21 protein-coding genes are annotated in these 23,742 nt (G+C 29.3%); all 21 read right to left on the bottom strand.

Annotated elements, in window-relative coordinates:
• Positions 1–819 (bottom strand): 30S ribosomal protein S2, encoded by an 819-nt coding sequence (gene rpsB, locus ACTTAW_RS04615; protein ID WP_440651316.1) that lies wholly within the window; start codon positions 817–819, stop codon positions 1–3.
• Between the two features lie 129 nt (positions 820–948).
• Positions 949–4,365: a DNA polymerase III subunit alpha gene (dnaE, locus tag ACTTAW_RS04610; protein ID WP_440651315.1), complete on the bottom strand. Its 3,417-nt coding sequence runs from the start codon at positions 4,363–4,365 to the stop codon at positions 949–951.
• Positions 4,358–5,035 (bottom strand): ABC transporter ATP-binding protein, encoded by a 678-nt coding sequence (locus tag ACTTAW_RS04605; RefSeq protein WP_440651314.1) that lies wholly within the window; start codon positions 5,033–5,035, stop codon positions 4,358–4,360. The genes dnaE and ACTTAW_RS04605 overlap by 8 nt, the downstream gene beginning before the upstream one ends.
• On the bottom strand, positions 5,028–6,257 hold the full coding sequence (locus ACTTAW_RS04600; protein ID WP_440651313.1) for a lipoprotein-releasing ABC transporter permease subunit: 1,230 nt from the start codon (positions 6,255–6,257) through the stop codon (positions 5,028–5,030). Before ACTTAW_RS04600 ends, ACTTAW_RS04605 begins: the two co-directional genes overlap by 8 nt.
• Complete coding sequence (gene proS, locus ACTTAW_RS04595) at positions 6,254–7,588, bottom strand: proline--tRNA ligase (RefSeq protein WP_440651312.1); 1,335 nt, start codon at positions 7,586–7,588, stop codon at positions 6,254–6,256. The genes ACTTAW_RS04600 and proS overlap by 4 nt, the downstream gene beginning before the upstream one ends.
• A 1-nt stretch (position 7,589) precedes the next feature.
• On the bottom strand, positions 7,590–7,835 hold the full coding sequence (locus ACTTAW_RS04590) for a DUF1467 family protein (RefSeq protein WP_440651311.1): 246 nt from the start codon (positions 7,833–7,835) through the stop codon (positions 7,590–7,592).
• Positions 7,835–9,493, bottom strand: coding sequence for a ribonuclease J (locus tag ACTTAW_RS04585; RefSeq protein WP_440651310.1), 1,659 nt, complete (start codon positions 9,491–9,493; stop codon positions 7,835–7,837). Before ACTTAW_RS04585 ends, ACTTAW_RS04590 begins: the two co-directional genes overlap by 1 nt.
• Position 9,494: 1 nt before the next feature.
• Positions 9,495–10,241: a type III pantothenate kinase gene (locus tag ACTTAW_RS04580; protein ID WP_440651309.1), complete on the bottom strand. Its 747-nt coding sequence runs from the start codon at positions 10,239–10,241 to the stop codon at positions 9,495–9,497.
• A 5-nt stretch (positions 10,242–10,246) separates the two neighbouring features.
• Positions 10,247–10,783, bottom strand: coding sequence for a biotin--[acetyl-CoA-carboxylase] ligase (locus ACTTAW_RS04575; RefSeq protein WP_440651308.1), 537 nt, complete (start codon positions 10,781–10,783; stop codon positions 10,247–10,249).
• The gene (gene nuoN / locus ACTTAW_RS04570; protein WP_440651307.1) at positions 10,783–12,201 is read right to left on the bottom strand and encodes an NADH-quinone oxidoreductase subunit NuoN; all 1,419 of its coding nucleotides are present in this window, start codon (positions 12,199–12,201) and stop codon (positions 10,783–10,785) included. Before nuoN ends, ACTTAW_RS04575 begins: the two co-directional genes overlap by 1 nt.
• 1 nt (position 12,202) lies before the next feature.
• On the bottom strand, positions 12,203–13,684 hold the full coding sequence (locus ACTTAW_RS04565) for an NADH-quinone oxidoreductase subunit M (protein ID WP_440651306.1): 1,482 nt from the start codon (positions 13,682–13,684) through the stop codon (positions 12,203–12,205).
• Positions 13,684–15,597 (bottom strand): NADH-quinone oxidoreductase subunit L, encoded by a 1,914-nt coding sequence (gene nuoL / locus ACTTAW_RS04560; RefSeq protein ID WP_440651305.1) that lies wholly within the window; start codon positions 15,595–15,597, stop codon positions 13,684–13,686. The genes ACTTAW_RS04565 and nuoL overlap by 1 nt, the downstream gene beginning before the upstream one ends.
• A 2-nt stretch (positions 15,598–15,599) precedes the next feature.
• The gene (nuoK, locus tag ACTTAW_RS04555) at positions 15,600–15,911 is read right to left on the bottom strand and encodes an NADH-quinone oxidoreductase subunit NuoK (protein ID WP_075506644.1); all 312 of its coding nucleotides are present in this window, start codon (positions 15,909–15,911) and stop codon (positions 15,600–15,602) included.
• Positions 15,904–16,536 carry an NADH-quinone oxidoreductase subunit J gene (locus ACTTAW_RS04550; protein WP_440618509.1) on the bottom strand — a complete coding sequence of 211 codons (633 nt, stop codon included), beginning with the start codon at positions 16,534–16,536 and terminating at the stop codon, positions 15,904–15,906. The genes nuoK and ACTTAW_RS04550 overlap by 8 nt, the downstream gene beginning before the upstream one ends.
• Positions 16,537–17,022 carry an NADH-quinone oxidoreductase subunit NuoI gene (nuoI, locus tag ACTTAW_RS04545; protein WP_440651304.1) on the bottom strand — a complete coding sequence of 162 codons (486 nt, stop codon included), beginning with the start codon at positions 17,020–17,022 and terminating at the stop codon, positions 16,537–16,539.
• Positions 17,023–17,024: 2 nt separating this feature from the next.
• Positions 17,025–18,023, bottom strand: coding sequence for an NADH-quinone oxidoreductase subunit NuoH (nuoH, locus tag ACTTAW_RS04540; RefSeq protein WP_440651303.1), 999 nt, complete (start codon positions 18,021–18,023; stop codon positions 17,025–17,027).
• 1 nt (position 18,024) lies between these two features.
• Entirely contained in the window at positions 18,025–20,055 is a 2,031-nt protein-coding gene (nuoG, locus tag ACTTAW_RS04535) for an NADH-quinone oxidoreductase subunit NuoG (RefSeq protein ID WP_440651302.1), read from the bottom strand.
• A complete protein-coding gene (nuoF, locus tag ACTTAW_RS04530) occupies positions 20,048–21,379 on the bottom strand; it encodes an NADH-quinone oxidoreductase subunit NuoF (RefSeq protein ID WP_440651301.1) in 1,332 nt (443 codons plus the stop codon). The genes nuoG and nuoF overlap by 8 nt, the downstream gene beginning before the upstream one ends.
• Positions 21,372–21,980 (bottom strand): NADH-quinone oxidoreductase subunit NuoE, encoded by a 609-nt coding sequence (gene nuoE / locus ACTTAW_RS04525; protein ID WP_075506638.1) that lies wholly within the window; start codon positions 21,978–21,980, stop codon positions 21,372–21,374. The genes nuoF and nuoE overlap by 8 nt, the downstream gene beginning before the upstream one ends.
• Positions 21,977–23,152: an NADH-quinone oxidoreductase subunit D gene (locus ACTTAW_RS04520; RefSeq protein WP_218836792.1), complete on the bottom strand. Its 1,176-nt coding sequence runs from the start codon at positions 23,150–23,152 to the stop codon at positions 21,977–21,979. Before ACTTAW_RS04520 ends, nuoE begins: the two co-directional genes overlap by 4 nt.
• Positions 23,136–23,741 (bottom strand): NADH-quinone oxidoreductase subunit C, encoded by a 606-nt coding sequence (locus ACTTAW_RS04515; protein WP_440651300.1) that lies wholly within the window; start codon positions 23,739–23,741, stop codon positions 23,136–23,138. The genes ACTTAW_RS04520 and ACTTAW_RS04515 overlap by 17 nt, the downstream gene beginning before the upstream one ends.
• Between the last annotated feature and the right edge of the window lies 1 nt (position 23,742).

Genomic DNA, 23,742 nt, shown 5'->3' with positions numbered 1-23,742 from the left:
TTAATTTAAGTTTCCTTTATCTTCGTTAGAGAATTTTTTTTCTAACTTTTCTCTATCAATTTCTTGAATAGTTTTATTTTTATCATCACCATTATCTACTTTTGCTGTTACTTGCTTTGGTTCAGATGATTGAATTGAACTTTTTGCATTATTGATCGTTTCTTTAATTAGGTTGCAGTATAGATCTATAGCTCTTCTTGCATCATCATTACCTGGAATTGGATAATCAATATGATCTGGGTTAGAATTACTATCTAGAATAGCAATTATAGGAATACCTAATTTTGATGACTCAGCAATAGCTAATGACTCATAATTAGTGTCAATTACAAAAACTAATTCTGGAACTTTTTTCATTTCTGCAATTCCGCCCAATGATCTTTGAAGTTTGTCTTTTTTAACACTCATCTTAAGAAGTTCTTTTTTAGTAAAACCTCTATTTTCAGCAGCTAAATCAATTTCTAATTTTTTTAATTTTTTAATTGAATTAGATATTGTTCCCCAATTAGTTAGCATTCCACCTAACCATCTATAGTTTACAAAATACTGATCTGTATCTTTAGCAACTTCAGCTATAGCTTCTGATGCTTGTTTTTTAGTTGAAACAAATAAAATTTTTCCATTATTTGCTATTGTATTATATACTTTTTCTAAAGCTGCTTTAGTTAATTCAAGTGTCTGAGTTAAGTCTATAATATGAATTGAGTCTCTTTTTCCAAAAATGTATTTCTTCATTTTTGGATTCCATCTCAAAGTTTTGTGTCCAAGATGAACACCAGCTTCTAATAATTGTTGAATTGTAACGTTAGGTATTTTCATATTTATTCCCGGTTAAGCCACCACAGTAATTTCCAATTAAGGACCGGAGGTATAAAACCAACAACTGTGTGCGTGTTAATTTAATTTAATGGTTATTTACAAATATTTGTTAAAATTGACAAGTTTTATTTAACTAATTTCTGCTTGAATTTGCTGTTTTCTTAAAAGATTTAAAGATTTTCTATCAAGATTCATTGGTTTTTTTAATCGAAAATTTAAAATTTGATCCTCTGTTGAGAGATTAAATTTTACTTGGGTTTTGCCATCTTGATTTAAGAATTTTGAAATCTCTTGGATTTGTTCAATAGATTTAACATTAAAGGATATTTCATTAATTGGACTATTAAACAAATCTTTTAAAGAAGTTATTTTTTGAACATTAATTCTTTTAAAACGGTTTTCATCATTAGAAATATTCTTAACTAAGGTCAAAATTAATGAGTTGCCTTCTTTTAGAATTTCTCTATTTAATTCTAACAAATCTGAAAAAATAAATATTTCAAATACACTATTTAAATCTGTTAACTTTAAAACAGCATACGCATTTCCTTTAGCAGTTTTTCTCTCTTGAACTTTAAGTAATGTTGCAGCTACATTAACATTTTCTGAATTATCATCTGATATAAATTTTGCATAATCATTAATTTTATAGTCTTCAAAAATTTCTGTAAATTGATTTAATGGGTGATCAGATATAAAAAATCCTAATGCTTCAAATTCTTTTGATAATCGCTCTTCAAATTTCCAATCTTCTATTTTAACGATAATGTCTTCTTCTGTTTCAATGTTATCAGAAAATAAATCTATTTGATTGGCTAGCTTATTTTCAGAAATATTTTTATTTTTTAAAATTAAATTAGGTATTGAGTTAAAGATTGCTTGTCTATTTGAGTTTAAATTGTCAAATGCTCCAGCTTTTACTAATCCCTCTAATTGTAATTTATTTATATCTTTGGGATTAACTCTATTTATAAAGTCATTAATAGATTTAAATTTTCCATTTAACTCTCTTTCTTCAACAATATTAGAAATTGCCTCATAACCTACAGCTTTAATTCCACCTAAGGCATAATAAAATTTTCCATCAATAGTTCTGAAATCAGCAAAACATTCATTAATATCAGGTCTAATTGTTTCAACATTAAGTCTTTTTAATTCTTCATAAAACTCACTTAATTTATTTTGATTAGAAATATCCATAGTCATTGATGCGGCAATAAATTCTTTAGGATAATAAGTTTTTAAATATGCAGTTTGATAAGAAATTATTGCATAAGCAGCAGCATGACTTTTGTTAAAACCATATTCTGCAAAAGGTTCGATTTTTAAAAATATTCCAGCTGCAACATCTTTAGCAATACCGTTTTTAACTGCTCCAGCAATAAAACCTTGTTTTTGTTTCTCTAGTTCTGCTCTCTTCTTTTTGCCCATTGCTCTTCTTAAAAGATCGGCTTGACCCGCAGTAAATCCTGAGAGTTTTTGAGCAATTTGCATTACTTGCTCTTGATAAATAATTACCCCATATGTGGGTTTTAAAATATCTTCCAATAATGGGTGTAAGTAATCAGGTTTTTGCTTTCCATGTTTACAATCATTATAGGTTGGTATGTTGCTCATTGGGCCTGGTCTATATAATGCTACTAGTGCAATAATATCTTCAATATGATTTGGTTTCATATGAAGCAAGGCTTCTCTCATTCCAGCACTTTCAATTTGAAATAAGCCTACTGTTTTACCAGATGATAATAGATCAAAAACTTTCTGATCATCAAAATCTATTTCTTCAATATTAAATTTTTTATCTTTTTTTCTAACTAATTTTTGAGTGTTATTTATTACTGTTAATGTCTTTAACCCTAAAAAATCAAATTTAATTAAACCAGCATTTTCAGCTGAATACATATCAAATTGTGTTGAAGGTAAAAGTAAATCTGCAGAAGTATCCTTATATAAAGGAACTACTTCTGTTAATTTTTTATCTGCAATCACAACTCCTGCTGCATGAGTAGCAACATTTCTGTTCAGACCTTCTAATTTCAATGATAAATCTGTTAATTTTTTCACTCTGGTATCCTCATTAATGAGTTTTTGTAATCTTGGCTCTCCAGCTATACATTGAGTTAAATTTTGTGGTCTGGAAGGATCAAAAGGTATCATTTTTGATATGCTGTCAATAAACCCATAAGGTAATCCCATAACTCTACCAACGTCTCTGATCACCATCCTTGCTTTAAGTTTACCAAAAGTAATTATGTGAGCTACACTATCTTTGTATTTTTTTGTTAAGTATTCAAAAACAAGGTCTCTTTTATCCTCACAAAAATCTATATCAAAATCAGGCATAGAAATTCTGTCTGGATTTAAAAATCTCTCAAAAATTAGATTAAACTTAATTGGGTCAACATCAGTAATTGATATACACCAAGCAACCAATGATCCAGCACCTGAACCTCTACCAGGACCAACTGGTATATCATTTTCTTTAGCCCATTTTATATAATCAGATACAATTAAAAAATAACTCGAATATTTCATTTTAATAATTATAGAAAGCTCATGGTCTAATCTTTCTTTATAGAGAACAAAATTTTTATCATTTTCAATTTCATCATTTTTAATATTAAATACTTTTAAAAATTTATCTCGCAGTCCTTCTAAAGAATATTTAGTTAAAAGATCATCTGCATTACCATCTTTATCAGTACTAATGTTTGGCAATATAGGATTAGAGAATAATGGTCTAAAATTACATCTTAAAGGAAAGTTATAATTGTTTTCTAATGCTTCTGGTATATCAGCAAATAACTCTGTCATTTCAGAGTTAGTTTTTAAATAATGTTGATCGCTTAATTTTAATCTATTTTTTTCATTAATATAGGTTTTGTTACCAATACAAATCAAAGCATCATGTGCTTCATGCATATCTTTTGATAAATAAAAAACTTCATTAGTAGCAATTATTGGTATTTCTAGTTCTATAGACTTTTTTAGATTAAATTTTTCAAACCCATTTTCATTAGTGTCGTTGTGTCGTTGAATTTCTAAATAAAACCTATCTCCAAAAACTTCTTTAATTTTTGAATAAATTTCGTTTATTTCTGTAAATTTTCCTTTATCAAATAATTTTCCAAAAAGACCTAAAACTGTACCTGAAAAAACTGAAACACCATCAGAACTTTTTAATAATTCATCAAAATTGACATGAGGGTCACTTAATTCATCATTTTCTAAATATGAATTCGAGGATAATTCAATAATGTTTTTATAACCTGTTTCATTCAAAGCAAATAAAGGTAACAATCCAGTTGTATCATTTAATTTAAAATTAATTTGAGTACCAATAATTGGTTGTGTTCCTGATTTAGAAATTTTTTCTGCAAATTCTAAAGCTCCACATAAATTAGAGGTGTCACTGATTCCTAAAGATTTAATTTTCTTTGATTTGCAATATTCTTGTAAATCATCAATCTTGGCTGCACCTTCACATATAGAATATTGTGTATGGACTTTTAGATGATTAAAGTTTTGATTTAATGACTCAGACATTAGATGATTTTATAATACCATCTCTCATCTCCAATAGGCAATCTGCCTTATTAGCAAAAAATCTATTGTGAGTTGCAAATATTATTAATCTATCTGATTTTTTTTGATTGTATAAAAGTTTAAAAACTTCTTTTGCAGTATTCATATCCAAACTACCTGTTGGCTCATCTGCCAAGATTATTTCAGGATCATTTACGATAGCTCTTGCTATAGCTACTCTTTGAGCCTCACCACCAGAAAGTTGTGAAGGAAAGTGATTTGATCTATTTGAAAGACCAATTTTTTTTAATAATTTTTTAGCCTTTATAATTGCTAATTCTTTGTCATTATTGTTAGCAAGTGATGCTAAATAAATATTTTCGATGGCAGTAAAATCAGAAAGAAGATTGTTTTGTTGATAAACAATACCAATTTTTTTTGATCTAAAAATATCATTTTCTTCTGTGTCATTAAAATTAATTTGATTTTGATTAAACATAATTTGACCTGATGAAGGTCTGTCTATTAAAGAAATTAAATTTAACAAAGTTGATTTACCTGAACCTGAAGGGCCCATGATTGAATAAATTTTACCTTTTTCAAAATTTTGTGACAAACCTTTTAAGACTTTAATCTTTTTTTCAGTCTCAAAGCTTTTGGATATACTTTTTAATTCTAAATACTTACTCATATTTTAAAGATTTAATTGGATCCAATCTAGCCGCTTTAAATGCTGGAAAAATTGATACTAAAATAGTTATAATTATTGAGCAAACTGAAATTAGAATAATTGATGTCGAATTGATCTCAGAAGGCATCTTGCTTAAGAAATATATTTCTTCAGGAAATAAACTTATATTGAAAACTGAGCTTAAAAATTGTCTAAAATTTTCAATATAAATAGAAAAAGTTACACCTAAAAAAATACCAAAAATTGTTGCAGAAGTACCTATTATTACTCCAACTAAAAAAAATATTTTAATTATTGATTTATTTAATACTCCAATTGATTTTAAGATGGCGATATCCCTTGTTTTGTTTTTCACTAAAATAGTTAAACCTGAAATAATATTAAATGCAGCAACAATTATTATTAATGACAAAATAATAAACATAACATTACGTTCAACTTTAAGTGCTGAAAATAATGAACTATTCATATCTGCCCAACTAAAGACAAAATCATCATCAAAAACTTGTTTCACTATTAATTTTTGAGACTCAATATTATTTGGATTTTTCAGATAAATTTCTAAATTTCTTTCGTCAGGATCGTATCCAAAAAACTCTTCTAAAACATTAAGTTCTATAAATGCAATATTGTTATCAAATTCTGCTAAACCACTATTAAAAATTGAATTAACTGTAAAAGTTTTTTGTTTTGGCATGCTACCAATTATTGTTTGAACACCAGATGGTGACATTAAGGTCAATTCATCTCCTATTTCAAGATCTAGAGAAAAACTTAGTTCACTTCCAATTGATATGAAATTTTCATCAAATTGATTTAATTCACCTTTGAATTTTTTATTTGTTAATACTTCTAAATTTAAAAAATCATTTTGTTTATAGCCTCGTAACAATATTCCTTTGGTATTATTGTTTTTAAGAATAATTGCCTCTCCTGAATTGCTAAAAATAATATTCTTAGAGATTAACTTTAGCTTATTATTTATTTTAGTTTCGTCTATTGAATTTGAATAAGGTTTAACAGTTACGTGTGAATTAAATCCTACAATTTTATTGATTAATTCAGTTCTAAAACCATTCATTACTGACATAACAATAATTAAAACAGCAACACCCAAACTTATTCCAATGAAGGAAAATATTGAAATGACATTTAAAAAGCCATCTTTTTTTCTAGCTTTTAAAAATCTAAAAGTAATTTCTTTTTCTAAAGTAGAAATCAAATTGAATTTTTTTGTTTATTAATAATTTCTATAATTTTGTTTAAAGGTAAGTTTTGAGTTTCACCACCTGTTTCTTTGAACTCTAGTAAATCACCCTCACTCTTCTTACCAATGATAATTTGGTACGGAGCCCCAATCAAATTCATTTTTTTAATTTTGGATGAAAAATTTTCATCAGTGTCATCAATAAGAGCATCAATATTATTTTTTAATAACTCACTGTTAATATTATTTGCCTTATCTAATGCTGAATTATCGTTTTTATTTATCATTGGTATCAAAGCAATATCATATGGAGCAACAGACAATGGCCATTTCATGATTTCATTTTTTTCATCATATTTTGCCTCTATTATTGCCCCAACTAGCCTTGATACACCAATTCCATAAGAACCCATTTTAACAAAATCTTTTTTTCCACCTGGTAAATCTACTGATGCATTCATAGGTTTTGAATATTTGTCTCCAAAATAAAATATATGGCCCACCTCAATACCTTTTGTGATTAATTGATTTTCTTTAGAAACTATTTTTTCAAATTCATCTTTATTAAACTTTTCATCCGTCACAGCATAGAATTGCTCATATTTTTTTCTCATTTCTTCTAATGAAGATTTTTCTAATTGAGTATCATCGCTGTTTAAATCAAAAATTCTTTTATCAGTAAAAATTTTACTTTCTCCTGTGTCTGCTAAGATAATAAATTCATGAGATAAATTTCCTCCAATAGGACCTGTGTCAGCAGCCATAGGTATTGCGGTTAAATCTAATCTTTTAAAAGTTTTTAAATATGAAAGAAAAAATTTATTATAAGAAAAAAAGGCTTCTTCATCTGATACATCAAATGAATAGGCATCTTTCATATAAAATTCTCTTCCCCTCATTATTCCAAATCTAGGTCTTATTTCGTCTCTAAATTTCCATTGTATGTGGTACATAAGTTGAGGTAATGATTTATAAGATTTAATTGAAGATCTAAAAATTTCTGTAACTTGCTCTTCATTGGTAGGTCCATAAAGCATTTCTCTATTTTGACGATCAGTTATTCTAAGCATCTCCTCACCATAATCATCATATCGACCACTTTCTTTCCATATCTCACTAGATTGAATTGTTGGCATTAATATTTCTTGAGCGCCAATCTTATTTTGCTCTTCTCTAACAATTTGTTCTATTTTTTTCATTACCTTGAAGCCTAAAGGTAACCATGAGTATATCCCTGCAGAAGCTTGCTTTATCATACCAACTCTCAACATTAATTGATGTGATTTAATTTTTGCTTCAGAAGGATTATTTTTTAATATCGGAATAAATGAATTTGATAAAAGCATCTTAACTAATCATATTTCTTAAATTTAAATATTCAAATTTTATTAGTAAATAAATAATGATAAAAATTACAGTTGTTATACCAGTGCAATACAAGAATTTTTTCAACATTTTTGGGTTTTCAGGTGATCCTGGATCTTCACCATCAATTTTTACTGTTTTTGCTCTGTTTACATCAATAGGAAGTATAGCAAAGAAGACTATCCACCATATAATTACATAGATAATTACTAAACCAGTTACACTCATTAAATTCTAACTAGGTTAATATTAGTGAATGGTTTTTTCCCTGTTCTTTCTTTAGAAAATTTTCTACAGGCAATTTTTAATGCATCAATTAAATTATGCTCTTGTTGCTTGCTTCCAATTTTAAAAGTTCTAGAAGTTTTTTCTATTTCTTCTTCTAACCCATAAACAAATTCTTCTCTATCATCTACTGGCAACCCACGAAAAGAAAGCACAGGATTGTTGTGAATATTTCCTTTAGGCGTTATCATTAAAGTTACTTCAAGATATCCATTAGCACTCAAATTTTTTCTATCTTTTATTGACTGTGAATCTGGATCAACACTTACATTGCCATCTAAATATAATCGCCCACTTGGAGCTTTGTCGTAAACTTCAGGCTGATTACCAGGATACAACTTAACTATATCACCGTTTTCTACTTGTACAGGATATTGAACTTGCATTTCTTTTGCAAAATTTATGTGTTCTATCATGTGCCTATGTTCACCATGTACAGGTATTACGCATTTAGGTTTAACCCATTGATACATTTCTTTTAAATCTTCTCTATTTGGATGACCAGAAACATGAACAAATTCAGTTTCTTCAGATATCACTTCTATACCATCTTTAACAAGTTGGTTGTGCAATTTATAAAGTTTTTTTTCATTTCCAGGTATAATTTTTGATGAAAATATTACAGCATCACCTTTTTCAATAAAAACATCAGGGTGTACATAACTAGAAATTCTCATCATGGCTCCCATTGGTTCTCCTTGGCTACCTGTACAAAGATAAACTATTTTTTCTCTTGAGAAATTTTTAGCTTCACGAGGGTCAATTGGTTCAATTGTATTTTTTAAATATCCACACTGACGTGCAGCTTTGTAAATACGATGCATCGATCTTCCAACTAGTGAAATTTGTCTTCCTGTTTGCTCAGCACAATAAAATGCTGTCTCCATTCTTGCTACATTAGATGCAAATGAAGTAATTATAATTCTCTTTTTCAATCTCGACATTACATTTAACATATTTTTTCTAACATCAAGTTCAGATCCAGACTTGCCGGCACTAAAAACATTAGTAGAGTCGCATATCATTGCTAATACTCCTTCATCACCAATTTCTTTTAATCTCTTCTCATTTATATTGTCACCAATAAGTGGATTGGGATCTACTTTCCAATCTCCTGTGTGTAAAATTACACCAGCAGGAGTTTTTATTCTTAAGCCATTAGGTTCTAAAATTGAATGAGTTAAGGTTATATATTCAATTTCAAATGGATCTAATGAAACAGTTCCATTTAATTCAACAATTTGTAAATCATTAGTAACATCTATTTGTTTTTCTCGAAACTTCTCTCTAATCAAAACTGCTGTAAATGGAGTAGCAAATATTTTACATCTTAATTTTGGCCATAAATGTGCGATTGCTCCAATGTGATCCTCATGTGCATGAGTTAAAACTATACCCAACAAATTATCTTTTCTCTCAACAATAAATCCAGGATCAGGATAAATTAAATCAACACCTGGTATAGTGTCATCAGCAAAAGTTACACCAATGTCTACCATTATCCATTTATGATCGCTTGGTTGACCGTAACCAAACAAATTCATGTTCATACCAATCTCACCAGATCCACCCAGTGGACAAAATAACAATTCATCTTTCATATTATTTTATTTGCTCAGAAATTTTTATTAGACCTTTAATTGTAATATCTTGGTTATGTTTAACTTTTGATTTTATTGAACTTGTAAATAAATCAGAAAATCCACCTGTCAATACAACTTTAAAGGATTTTCTTGTCTCTTTCTTAATTAAATTAATCATATTGTCAATTAAACCAGAATAACCCCAAAAAAAACCTGATCTAACAGCAGAAAGTGTGTTGCTGCCTATTACTTTTTTCATACGTTTAAGCTCAATTTTTGGGATTAAAGTAGCTCTGTCTGACAAAGTATTAAGAGACAACTTGATTCCAGGAGCTATTATTCCTCCCATATATGTATTTTTTATTAAAACATCAAATGTTGTAGCGGTACCAAAATCTAAAATTATATAATTATTTTTGTTATCCAATAAGCTTATGGCATTTGTAATTCTATCAGAACCTACCTGCTTGTAATCAACTTTAATTTTGATCATTGATTTTAAATTCAAGTTTTTTACCTCGTTGCATTTAACTTTAGTGATTTTAGAAAAGTAGTGTTTTATAATTTTAAAAGTGTTTGGGACAACACTACAAAACAATATTTTTTCAATTTTATTTATTTGAATTTTATTTTTTTTAAATAAGATTTTTAATTGGTTATTACTTATTTTTTTTGAAATAAAAGTAATTCTTTTTAAAATTTTATTTCTTTTGGAAACTAAAAAAATTTTAGTGTCAGTATTTCCTATGTCACCTAAAATATACATATTAATTAATTTATTTTATACATTTTTGATATTTTATTTTCAAAAACTAGTTTCAAATTTTTTTCTAATTCAGATTTATTAATTTTTTTTCCTGTTATTCTATATAAATTTGTAGCTGGATAATTTTTAATATTTGGATTTTTTATTACATTGATCCCTATTCCTGTAATTAAAAATTTTTTATCTGATTTCGTTATAATTTCTTGTAAAATCCCACTAATCTTTTTTTTATTAATTAATAAATCGTTTGGTTTTTTAAAGTTAATTTTATTTTTTATATATTTAGAGAGTGTTTGTTTAACTAAATTACAATTTAACTTTGTAACTCTTTCTATTGAGAATCTATTTTCATCAAGTGGATGAAAAAAAGAGGCAAATAAATTACCTTTATATGAAATCCATTTTCTTCCATACTGACCTCGACCACTAAATTGTTTTTCAGCAACAACCATACCAAATTTATAGTTAGTTTTTTTTATTATTCTTGCAGCTGTATCGTTAGTACTTTTTATTATTTTAAAATTAAATTTCTTAAATTTCATTAAATAATATTAATTCTTGATACTACTTCAATTAACTGGCTTGGAAATATGAAGTACAAAAGAATTAATATTGTAGAAAAAGTTAATGAAAATTTTAACCACAAACTATGATCCATATCATATTTATCTTTTTCTTTATCAAAGTACATAATCTTAATTATTCTTAAGTAATAGAAAGCTGCAACAACAGTAGATAACAATCCAACAATAGCTAAAAAATACATTGATTGTTCTAAAACTGCTTTGAAAACATAAAACTTAGCAAAAAATCCTGCTAATGGTGGAATCCCTGCCAATGAAAACAATATTACAAGTAAAGAAAGTGATAATAATGGATGATTTTTCGATAAACCAGATAAATCATCAATATCTTCGTAATATTGATTATTTCTTCTAAGCATTAACAAACAAGAAAAAAGGGCCAAATTCATTACAACATAAATTGAAATATAAATTATTGAACTTTGAATTCCTTCATTAGAAGCAGTGGCAAGACCAGCCAATGTATAGCCTATGTGTCCAATAGAGCTATAAGCAACTAGTCTTTTAATATTTGTTTGTCCAATAGCTGCTATTGCACCAAATAGCATTGAGGCAATAGATAAAAATACAATTATCATTTGCCATTGATCAATTAGATTTAAAAATGGAACATATAAAAATCTAATAAATACAGTTAACGCAGCAATTTTTGGTACCATTGTAAAAAATAAAGTTACTGTAGTTGGAGATCCTTCGTATACGTCTGGTGCCCACATATGGAATGGCACTGCTGAAATTTTGAATGCTAAACCTACTAAAATAAAAACTATCCCAAAAGTCAGTACATACTCATTTGAATTAAGTTGTGTGGAAATCACATCAAAGTTTGTAGATCCTGAAAAACCATAAATTAGTGAACATCCATAAAGTAATAATCCTGATGATAATGCACTTAATACAAAGTATTTTAAACCTGCTTCAGATGATTTTAGTTGATCTCTGTTATAAGTTGCTAAAACATATAAGGCTAATGATTGTAATTCTAGACCCATATAAAACACAATTAGATCATTAGAACTAATCATAACCATCATTCCTAGTACAGAACTCAAAATTAAAACTGGATATTCAATATTAAAAATTTTAAATATTTTTAAATAACTAGAAGAAATAACCAATACTAGAAAACCACCTAATAATGTAATGATCTTCATAAATGAAGACATCTTATCTATTACAACACTACCATTAAACAAAGTTTCTCTATTCACAGAGAAGGTTTCGTTAATAGCAATTATTGCGGCGATCAAAAATACAAATAAAGACAAGTTAAAAGTAATGCCTGAACTATTTTTTTTAAATACTCCCAATACAAGTAAAAACATTATTGATAATGAGATAAAAATTTCAGGTAAAATTAAATTTAAATTTTCCATATTATTTGCTCGCTAAATTAATATTATGCATATTTATTAAATCTGAAACTGAAACCTCAATTGTGTTAATCAAAGGATCTGGATAAAAACCAAAAAATAAAGTTGGAATAGCTAAACATGTTAAGATTAAATACTCTGATTTATTTAAATCTAACATTTGCTTTAAATCTTCATTGACTAATTTTCCAAAAACAACTCTTTTATACAACCAAAGCATATAAGCAGCTCCTAAAATTACTCCTAAGCTTGCTAACACAGCTACTAAAAAATTATCCTTAAAGGCACCCATTAAAATTAAAAATTCACCGATAAAGCCACTTGTTCCAGGTAATCCTAAAGCGGCTAATGTAAACAACATAAATAAAATCGAATACTTTGGTATTATGGCAACTATACCACCATAAGAATTTATCATCCTTGAATGCATACGGTCATAAACAACACCAACACATAAAAATAGAGCTGCGGACACTAATCCATGACTAATCATCTGGATTATACTTCCCTCTATACCTTGTTGTTGAAGAGTAAAAATACCTAAAGTTACAAAACCCATATGTGCAACAGACGAATATGCAATTAACTTTTTCATATCTTCCTGCATTAAAGCGATAAAGGATGTAAAAATTATTGCTATAACACTCAAAGCATAAATAAGAGGTGTGAATACTTCCGAAGCTACTGGAAATAATCCAAGTGAAAACCTAATAAAACCATATCCTGCCATTTTTAATAGTATAGCAGCTAATAAAACTGAACCAGCTGTAGGAGCCTCAACATGAGCATCTGGTAACCAAGTGTGAACAGGCCACATAGGTGTTTTTACTGCAAAAGAACTAAAGAAAGCTAACCATAATAAATTTTGGTATTTAGCGTCAATTCCAATTTCATAAAGTTTAACTACATCTGTTGTACCTGATATCCAGTATATTGAGATGATTGCAACCAGCATTAAGACCGATCCAAGTAAAGTATATAGAAAGAATTTAAATGCTGAATAAACACGTTTTGGACCACCCCAAATACCAATAATTAAAAACATTGGAATTAATCCAGCCTCAAAAAATAAATAAAAAACAACTAAGTCAAGTGCACAAAACACACCAATCATGAAACTTTCCATGATTAAAATTGCAATTAAAAAATCTCGTAATCTATTTTTTACTGAATTGTTAACTGAAATAATACAAAGTGGAGTTATAAAAGTTGTTAAGATTATAAATAATATCGAAATTCCATCGACACCAACTTTATAATTTATAAATCCTTCAATCCATGTTCTATCTTCAACAAATTGAAAATCAGATACACTTTGGTCAAAAGATACCCATAAATAAATAGAAATTAAAAAATTAACTATACTTGTAAATAAAGCTACATATTTAGCTGTTGAATTATTTCTATCTTTATCTTTTGTAAAAAATAAAAAAAGAGCTCCTATAGTTGGTAACAAGATTAAAGATGATAAAATTGGAAAGCTCATTATTTAACTATCAAAAAGGTTAATAAAGCAGAAAAACCTAACAACATTACAAAAGCATATTGGTAGATAAAACCACTTTGAAATTTATTTGCTTTAATCGAACATTTTTTTATAAAAGAAGAAATTCCATCAGGACCAAATCCATCTATTATAGTTCCATCACAGACTTTCCATAAAAATGTCCCAAGTTTTTTCGATGATTTAATAAAGATAACCTCATACAACTCATCGAAGTACCATTTGTTAACAAGGAAATTGTATAAAGGTTTATTCATTGACGCTATTTCATTTGGCAATTCTTTGTTCTTAACAAATAAATAATAAGCAATAGGTATTGATAGGATAACTAAACTAGGTGTTAAAAGTAAAAACCATGTTGGTGGATGATCTGTGCTTAAAGGTTCTAAAAATTTGATCGATTCTGACCAAAAGTAATTTTCACCACCATCTCCAATGAACAAATCTTTAAATAACATGCCTGCAAAAATTGCACCAATAGAAAGCACAAATAACGGAACAAGCATTACCAAAGGTGACTCGTGCGTTTCTTCAATTTTAATTTCTTTATTATTATATTCGCCATGGAATGTTTTAAATATTAGTCTCCAAGAATAAACTGACGTTAAAAATGCAGTAACTATACCAATACCAGCTGCATAATAACCTGTTGTATTTCCTTTCAAATATGCAAATTCAATAATTGCATCTTTTGAGTAAAAGCCTGATAAGAAAGGAAAACCTGTCAAAGCAAGAGTTCCTATAATCATTAAAGCATAAGTGTAAGGTAATTTTCTCCATACACCTCCCATGTTATTAATATTTTGCTCATCTTTAAAAGCATGAATTACTGACCCTGATCCTAAAAATAATAAAGCTTTAAAAAATGCATGCGTAAATAAATGAAACATAGCTACATTGTAAGCGCCTACACCAGCTGCAAAAAACATATAACCAAGTTGGCTACATGTTGAGTAAGCAATTATTTTTTTAATATCTGTTTGAACTAAAGCTACAGTTGCAGCAAAAAAAGCTGTTGTCATTCCAACTACAGTAATCAAATTTAAAATTACTGGAGAAAATTCATAAATAGGTGAGCATCTAACAACTAAAAATACGCCTGCAGTAACCATTGTTGCAGCATGAATTAGAGCAGAAACTGGTGTTGGTCCTTCCATTGCATCTGGCAACCAAGTATGAAGTAAAATTTGAGCTGATTTACCCATAGCTCCGATAAATAACAATAAACAAACCAAATCTATCGCTTTAACTTCAAAACCTAAGAAGGATAAATTTTTATCTACCACAGTTGGAATTTGCTGGAAAACTTCATCATAATTGACAGTCCCAAACAAATAAAAGACTAGAAAAATACCTAATGCAAAACCAAAGTCACCTACTCTATTAACAACAAAAGCTTTGATTGCAGCTGCATTAGCACTCTCTTTTTTAAACCAAAAACCAATTAAAAAATATGAGCAAAGTCCAACTCCCTCCCAACCAAAAAATAGTTGAATAAAATTATCTGACGTTACAAGCATTAACATTGCAAATGTAAATAATGATAGGTAAGCCATAAATCTTGGTTTATGTGGATCGTGGGACATGTAACCAATTGAATAAATATGCACTAAAGCAGATACAGAAGTTACAACTACTAACATTACCGCTGATAGAGGATCAATTAACATTGACCAATTAACATCAAGTGAACCTGAATTAATCCAAGTTGCTATAACAATATTTTCTTCATATTGATTAATGATTACCTGATATAAAACAATTATTGATAAAATTGCAGATATAGAAACTAATGCACTAGTTACTATTTCAGAATTTCTGTCACCAATGTAACGTCCAAAAAAGCCTGAAATAATTGATGCTATTAATGGAAGAAATAAAATTGAAAGTTCCATTATTATCCTTTCAACTCATCAATTTCTTCAACTCTGATAGTTCCAGAGTTTCTATAGTAAACAACGATTATAGCTAAACCAATCGCAGCTTCTGCAGCTGCTACAGTTAAAATAAATAAGGTAAATACTTGACCAGCTAAATCTCCAAGAAAAATTGAAAAAGCAACTAAGTTGATATTTACAGCTAATAAAATCAACTCAATACTCATCAATATAACAATAATATTTTTTCTGTTAAGAAAAATTCCAATAACTCCAATTGAAAAAATCACAGCACCTAAAGTTAAATAGTGCCCTAAACCTATCTCAGTCATCTATTTTAACTCCTTTGTTAGAAGCAACTTCTACAACACTTACTCCTTCAGCTCTTTCACGAGAAATTTGTTTTATATAACTTTGTCTTTTGACGTTTGACCTTTGTCTAAAAGTCAGAACGATTGCTCCAACCATCGCAACTAACAAAATCATACCGCTAATTTGAAATACATGTATGTAATCAGTGTATAATATTTGACCTAATGAGTGTGTGTTACTTAAGTCTGAAACTTTTGATGAATTGTTAATATCAAAAATCTCTGGTTTGTATTTCCATCCACCAATTACAATAATTAGTTCAAAGAAAATGATTGTGCTAATAATTAATCCAACAGGAATATGTTTTGAGCTAGCAGCAGAGGCAAACCACTGATTTTTTTGTTGAGCAACATTTAGCATCATTACAACAAAAAGAAATAAAACTGCTACGGCTCCAACGTAAACAATTAACATTATCATACCCAAAAACTCGGCACCAATCATAATAAATAGACAAGAAATACTGATAAAATCTAATATTAAAAAGAAAACTGAGTGGACAGTATTTTTAGATACTGTAACCATTATTGCAGACACAACCGCAATTATAGAAAAAGTGTAGAAGAAAATAGCGTGAGCAATCATTTATCTATGTGAACTATCCGCTTTAATATTAGCGTCTAGAATATTCTCCCATCTGTCACCGTTATCTAATAATTTCTCTTTTGTGTAATATAATTCTTCTCTTGTCTCAGTCGAAAATTCAAAATTTGGACCTTGGACTATAGCATCAACAGGACAAGCTTCTTCACATAGACCACAATAAATACATTTCATCATATCAATGTCATAACGAGTAGTTTTTCTACTGCCATCTTCTCTTTGAGCTGATTCAATTGTAATAGCTTGGGCTGGACATACAGCTTCACAAAGTTTGCATGCAATACATCTTTCTTCTCCATTTGGATATCTTCTTAAAGCGTGCTCACCTCTAAATCTTGGGCTAATTTTTCCTTTTTCAAAAGGATAATTGATTGTTTTTTTTGGTTTAAACAATTCTTTTATTGCAATGAACAAACCACCTACAAAATCAAACATGAAAACAGTTTTAAAAAATCTGGATAAATTCATAATTAGTTTATTGGTAAAAGATTAAAGTAAAATAAATAACTTGCAGTTAAAACAACCCAAGTTAATGACAAAGGAAGAAATACTTTCCAACCTAATCTCATTAATTGGTCATATCTATATCTTGGTACAATAGCTTTTACTAAAGCAAATAAGAAAAATAAAAGTAAGATTTTTAAAATTAACCAAATTGCACCTGGAACTAAAGTAAATGGATAAATATCTATTGGAGATAACCATCCGCCTAAGAACAATATAGCTCCCATGGCACACATCAGTAAGATGTTTGCATATTCACCTAACCAAAACATAGCATACATCATTCCTGAATATTCTGTTTGGTATCCAGCAACTAATTCTGCTTCAGCTTCAGGTAAATCAAAAGGTGGCCTATTAGTTTCAGCTAAAGCAGAGATAAAAAATATTACAAACATTGGAAATAACGGAATTACAAACCACAAATTTTGTTGAGCAATTACAATGTCATTTAAATTCAATGAGCCTACACACAACAATACATTAATAATAATAACTCCAATAGAAACTTCATATGATACCATTTGAGCTGCAGATCTAATTGCACCTAAGAAAGGATATTTAGAGTTTGAAGCCCATCCTCCCATAATTATTCCATAAACACCTAGAGATGAAACAGCAAATAAATAAAGTATACCGACATTAATATCTGCTAAAACCTGGGTTGCACTAAAAGGTATAACAGCCCACGCAATCAAAGCTAATGTCATAGTAACGATAGGCGCTAAGATAAAGATTACTTTGTTTGAACTTGATGGAATGATTATTTCTTTGAAAATATATTTCAAAGCATCAGCCAATGATTGAAGTAATCCAAATGGTCCCACTACATTTGGTCCTTGTCTTTTTTGAACAAAAGCCCAAACTCTTCTATCTAGCCAAACAATCATAGCTACAGAGACCAAAACTGGAACCAGCAAAAATAGAATTTTGTATACCTCTTGAAAAACTATATTCAAATATTCCATCTTAACCTTCTGTGCCTGTTGATTTTAAATCCGTTTTTGCATTATTGCACTCAATCATTGTTTTTGATGATTTAGCAACAACATTAGAAAAATAATAATCTTTAATTTCAATTTTTAAATTTTCATTATTAAAATCATAATTCGAGTTGTTATTATTTTGTTCAGTTTGTTTTTCACTTTGTAATTTCAAATAATTTAACATGCTGCTATCTAGCTCTTCTTTATCATTAAACAATTTTCTATTATTCATGAATTCAGCTAGTTCATTTATTATCTGCCAATCTTCTTTTGCATCTCCAGGAGGATAAGAGGCCTTAAATGCTTTTTGAATTTTTCCCTCTAAATTTGTATAATAACCGTCTTGTTCTGTGTAAGCTGAGCCAGGCAAAATTATATCTGCACACTCTGCCCCTTTGTCACCATGGCTTCCTTGATAAATAACAAATTCATTTTTTTTAGCAAAATTTAAATTATCCTGACCTATTAAAAACACTATTTCAAATTTATTTGATTTTAAATCTTCTATTAAATTTGTTTTATTGTTTAAAACTCCTAAATCAAAATTTCCTACAGTTGCTGCATCACATGATAAAACATTCAAAGGATTCCAATCTTCTGAGAACTTGTTTTTTTTATTCAAAAAATCTTTTAAATTATTAAACAGATATTGTGCATTTTCTAATCTTAGTAAGGACTCACCAATTATGATCATTGGTTTTTTTGCACTTTCTATTTCTTTTGAAAGTTTATGTGTGTCATCTATAATTTCTTTAATTGTTTTAGTTTGTCCATCTAAGCTTTCATAAGGATAAGTTAGATCTCCACAATCATTTAATGATACAATTCTTGTACTATTATTTAGATAAGATTTTCTAATTCTTGCATTTAAAATTGTAGCTTCGTATCTAGGATTGGCTCCCAATAATAAAATTAAATCAGCATCTTCAATTCCATTAATTGAGGAATTAAACAAATAATTTTCTCTTTTTGAAATATTAATATATCTATTATCTGATCTTGACTCATAATTATCAGTTTCAACTGTTCGCTCAAAAAATTCTTTAAAAATGTAAGCAGTTTCCATGTTTGTTAAATCTCCAACAAAACCAGATACTTTTTCTTTAGATGTATTTTCTAATTTAGATTTTATTATTTTATAAACTTCTTGCCATGAAGCTTTCTCAAATTTACCGTTGTATTTAATATATGGAGTATCTAATCTTTGATGAAGTAAACCATCACACGCATATCTAGTTTTATCTGAAATCCATTCTTCATTAATATCTTCATTTATTATTGGGAGAACTCTTTTTACTTCCCAATCGTATGTATCAACTCTAATATTTGAACCGATTGCATCCATAACATCAATTGTTTCAGTCTTTTTTAATTCCCACGGTCTCGCTTCAAAAACATAAGGTTTTGATGTCAAGGCTCCTACAGGACATAAATCAACTACATTGGCAGATAATTCTGATTGCATTGATTGCTCAAGATATGTTGTAATTTGCATATCCTCACCTCTACCTATAGCACCAAGTTCTGGAACGCCTGCAACTTCAGTAGCAAATCGCACACATCTTGTACAATGTATGCATCTTGTCATTTGAGTTTTGATTAATGGGCCCATATTTTTTTCTGGAACTGCTCTTTTATTTTCTTTAAATCTTGATTTATCTACCCCATAAAACATTGATTGATCTTGAAGATCACACTCACCACCTTGGTCACATACAGGACAATCTAAAGGGTGATTTGCTAGTAAAAATTCCATTACACCTTTTCTAGCCTTTTCAACTAAACTTGTGTTTGTTTTAATGTTCATTCCTTCGGCAGCAGGCATTGCGCATGATGCAATAGGTTTCGGTGATTTCTCCATTTCCACCAAACACATTCTACAATTTCCAGCTATAGATAATTTTTCATGATAACAAAATCTAGGTATCTCAACTCCTGCTTTTTCACAGGCTTGAAGAACTGTTAGTCCTTCTTCAACTTCTACATCAATGTCATTTACTTTTAATTTAAGCATTTTTTTTATCTAATAAATGTTGATCAACCAAATAAGGTATATTATTTTTTTTCTGAACAATTGGGTCCAAATTGTTTCTTTCTTGAATTTCTTTTTTAAAATGTCTTAACAAACCTTGAACTGGCCATGAAGAACCTTCTCCAAACGCACAAATTGTATGACCTGCGATTTGGGTTGTTACATCTCCTAACATGTCAACTTCATCTTTAGTTGCATCGCCTTTTGCCATACGCTCAAGCATTCGCCACATCCATCCAGAACCTTCTCTGCAAGGTGTACATTGTCCACAACTTTCATGTTTGTAAAATCTAGCAATTCTCGCCATACATTTAATAATGTCTTGATCTTTATTGATAACCACTATTCCTGCTGTTCCTAATCCACTTTTTTCTTCGACACACGCATCAAAATCCATCTTTAATGTTTCGCATCTATCTTTTGGAATTAGAGGCATAGAAGATCCACCAGGTATTACAGCTTGTAAATTATCCCATCCACCAATCACTCCACCAGCGTGAACTTCTATTAATTCTTTTAGGGGAATGCTCATTTCCTCTTCTACATTACACGGATTATTAACATTTCCAGAAATACAGAATATTTTAGTACCTGTATTTTTTTCTCTTCCTAAAGAAGCAAACCATTTCGCTCCTCTTCTTAGAATAGTTGGCACCACAGCAATCGTTTCAACATTATTAATTATAGTTGGGCATCCATATAAACCAATCAAAGCTGGGAAAGGTGGTTTTAATCTTGGTTGACCTTTTTTACCCTCTAAACTTTCAAGTAATGCTGTTTCTTCACCACAAATATACGCTCCTGCTCCATAATGGATATAAATATCTAAATCCCACCCAGTTCCAGCTGCATTTTTTCCTAATAGTTTTTTCTCATAAGCCTCATCAATTGCAGCTTGGAGTTTTTGACCATCAATAAAATATTCTCCTCTAATATATATGTAGCAGACGTGTGCTTGAACTGCGTATGATGCTATTAGACAACCCTCTATTAATTTATGAGGTTCAAATCTTAAAATATCTCTATCTTTACAAGTACCTGGTTCAGATTCATCACCATTAATAACTAAATAGTGTGGTCTTGATCCAACTTCTTTTGGTGCAAATGACCACTTTAAACCTGTAGGAAATCCTGCGCCACCTCGACCTCTAAGCTGAGACTCTTTAATTTCATTAATAATCCAATCTCTTCCTTTTTCAGTAATTTCTTTAGTGTTTACCCAATCACCTCTTGATTGTGACGCTGCTACATCAGAGCCTTTATCGTTATATAAATTTTGAAAAATTCTATCTTGATCTTTAAGCATTTTTTAAATCCGTTAGTGTTTTTCTATTGTTCTCTGGCTCATTATTAATTCTTCCTCTGTATGAACCTGGTTTTGGAGTTTCTCCATTTAAAATTTTATCCAAAATCTCAGATGTTTTTTCTTTATCAAGATCTTCGTAATAATCATCATTTATTTGCATCATAGGAGCAGTCACGCATGCACCAAGACACTCAACCTCCATCCATGAACAACTCTTGTCGCTTGATAATTCACATTCATTTTCAGAAATTTTTTCCTTACAAGCTTCAACCAATTTATTTGCACCTCTAATCATACATGGTGTTGTAGTACATACTTGAACAAAATATTTTCCAACAGGTGATAGATTGTACATTGTGTAGAAAGTAGCCACCTCATAAACTTTTATATAAGGCATGTCTAAAAACTTAGCGATATACTTCATTGCAGCTAATGGTATCCAATTATTATTTTGTCTTTGAGCAATATAAAGTAAGGCCATCACAGCGCTTTGTTGTTTTCCTTTTGGATATTTTGCAACAATATTATTTGCAGCTTCTAAAGAGGAAGCATTAAATTCAAAACTTTCTGGTTGATCTTTTGCTGGTTTTCTTAAGCTCATCTGTCAACCTCACCAAAAACAATATCTAATGAACCTAGAACAGCTGGTACATCTGCTAACATGTGTCCTTTAATTAAATAATCCATTGATTGCAAATGTGAAAATCCTGGTGCTCTAATCTTGCATTTATAAGGTTTGCTCGAACCATCAGAAATTAAATAAACTCCAAATTCTCCCTTTGGTGCTTCAACAGCTGTATAAATTTCGTCCTTAGGTACTCTATAACCCTCTGTAAATAATTTAAAATGATGAATTAACGCTTCCATTGATTGTTTAATATCTTTTTTTGATGGTGGACTAATTTTACCATCTAATGATTTAATTGGACCTTTTTCCATTTTAGATAAACATTGTTTAATAATAGAAACACTCTCTTTCATTTCTTCAATTCTGCATAAATATCTATCGTAGCAATCACCATTTTTTCCAACTGGTATTTTAAAATCTAAATCCTCATAACAATCATAAGGTTGTGACTTTCTTAAATCCCAAGGCACTCCTGATCCTCTAATCATAACTCCTGAAAACGAATAATCTAAAGCATCCTCTTTACTTACAATTCCAATATCAACGTTTCTTTGTTTAAAAATTCTATTGTCTGTTAAGAGACTTTCTAAATCATTAATCACTTTTGGAAATGTGTCGCAAAAGTTTGAGATATCTTCCTCTAAACCTTTGGGTAAGTCTTGATGAACACCACCTGCTCTGAAGTAGTTAGCGTGTAATCTTGATCCAGAGGCTCTTTCATAAAAAGTCATCAATGTTTCTCGCTCTTCAAATCCCCAAAGTGATGGAGTTAAAGCGCCAACATCAAGCGCTTGAGTAGTAACGTTAAGAATATGACTTAATATTCTTCCAATTTCACAAAAAATAACTCTTATATACTGAGCTCTAATCGGCACATCTATTTTAAGAATTTTTTCTACAGCAAGGGCAAAGGCATGTTCTTGATTCATTGGAGCTACATAATCCAAACGATCAAAATACGGAACGGCTTGCATGTAAGTTTTGTTTTCAATTAATTTTTCCGTACCTCTGTGAAGCAAGCCTATATGTGGGTCTGCTTTTTCAACAACCTCACCGTCTAATTCTAATATTAATCTTAATACACCGTGAGCTGCTGGATGTTGAGGACCAAAGTTTAGATTTAAATTTTTAATTTTTTTTGTCATTATTTTCAATTTCTTCTTTAATGTATTTTGTTCCTTCCCAAGGACTCTCGTAATCAAAATTTCTATAGTTTTGCTCTAGTTTAACTGGTTCGCTGATTACTTTTTTTTGATCTTCACTGTATCTAACTTCCGAGTGACCAGTTAAAGGAAAATCTTTTCTTAAAGGATGTCCTTCGAAACCATAATCTGTAAGTATTCTTCTTAAGTCGGGATGATCTTTGAAATTTACACCATACATATCAAAAACTTCTCTTTCCATCCAATTTGCTGCAGGAAAGACACTTGTTAAAGAAGGTATAACTTCATTTTCAGAAATAGAGTATTTTAGAACTAGTCTTTGATTAAATTCATGACTTAAAAATAAGTAAACTACATGAAATCTTTGATTATTTTCTGGATAATCTACAACTGTAATATCTATTAACTGTCGAAATTTTGTATCTAAATTAGTTTTTAAGAATAAAATTACATCTAAAAAATCATCTTTATCTGTTTCTAGATAAATTTGATTATGTTTTATTTCTGAATTGTTAATTTTCGTGGTTAACTCAGAATTAATTTTTTTTTCTAGATCCTCTAAACTATTCATG

It is taken from the genome of Candidatus Pelagibacter sp. HIMB1495, from assembly GCF_052047955.1.
Taxonomy (GTDB): Bacteria; Pseudomonadota; Alphaproteobacteria; order Pelagibacterales; family Pelagibacteraceae; genus Pelagibacter.
Note: the sequence above shows the minus strand (reverse complement) of the source record. Positions and strands in the feature narration are given on the sequence as shown.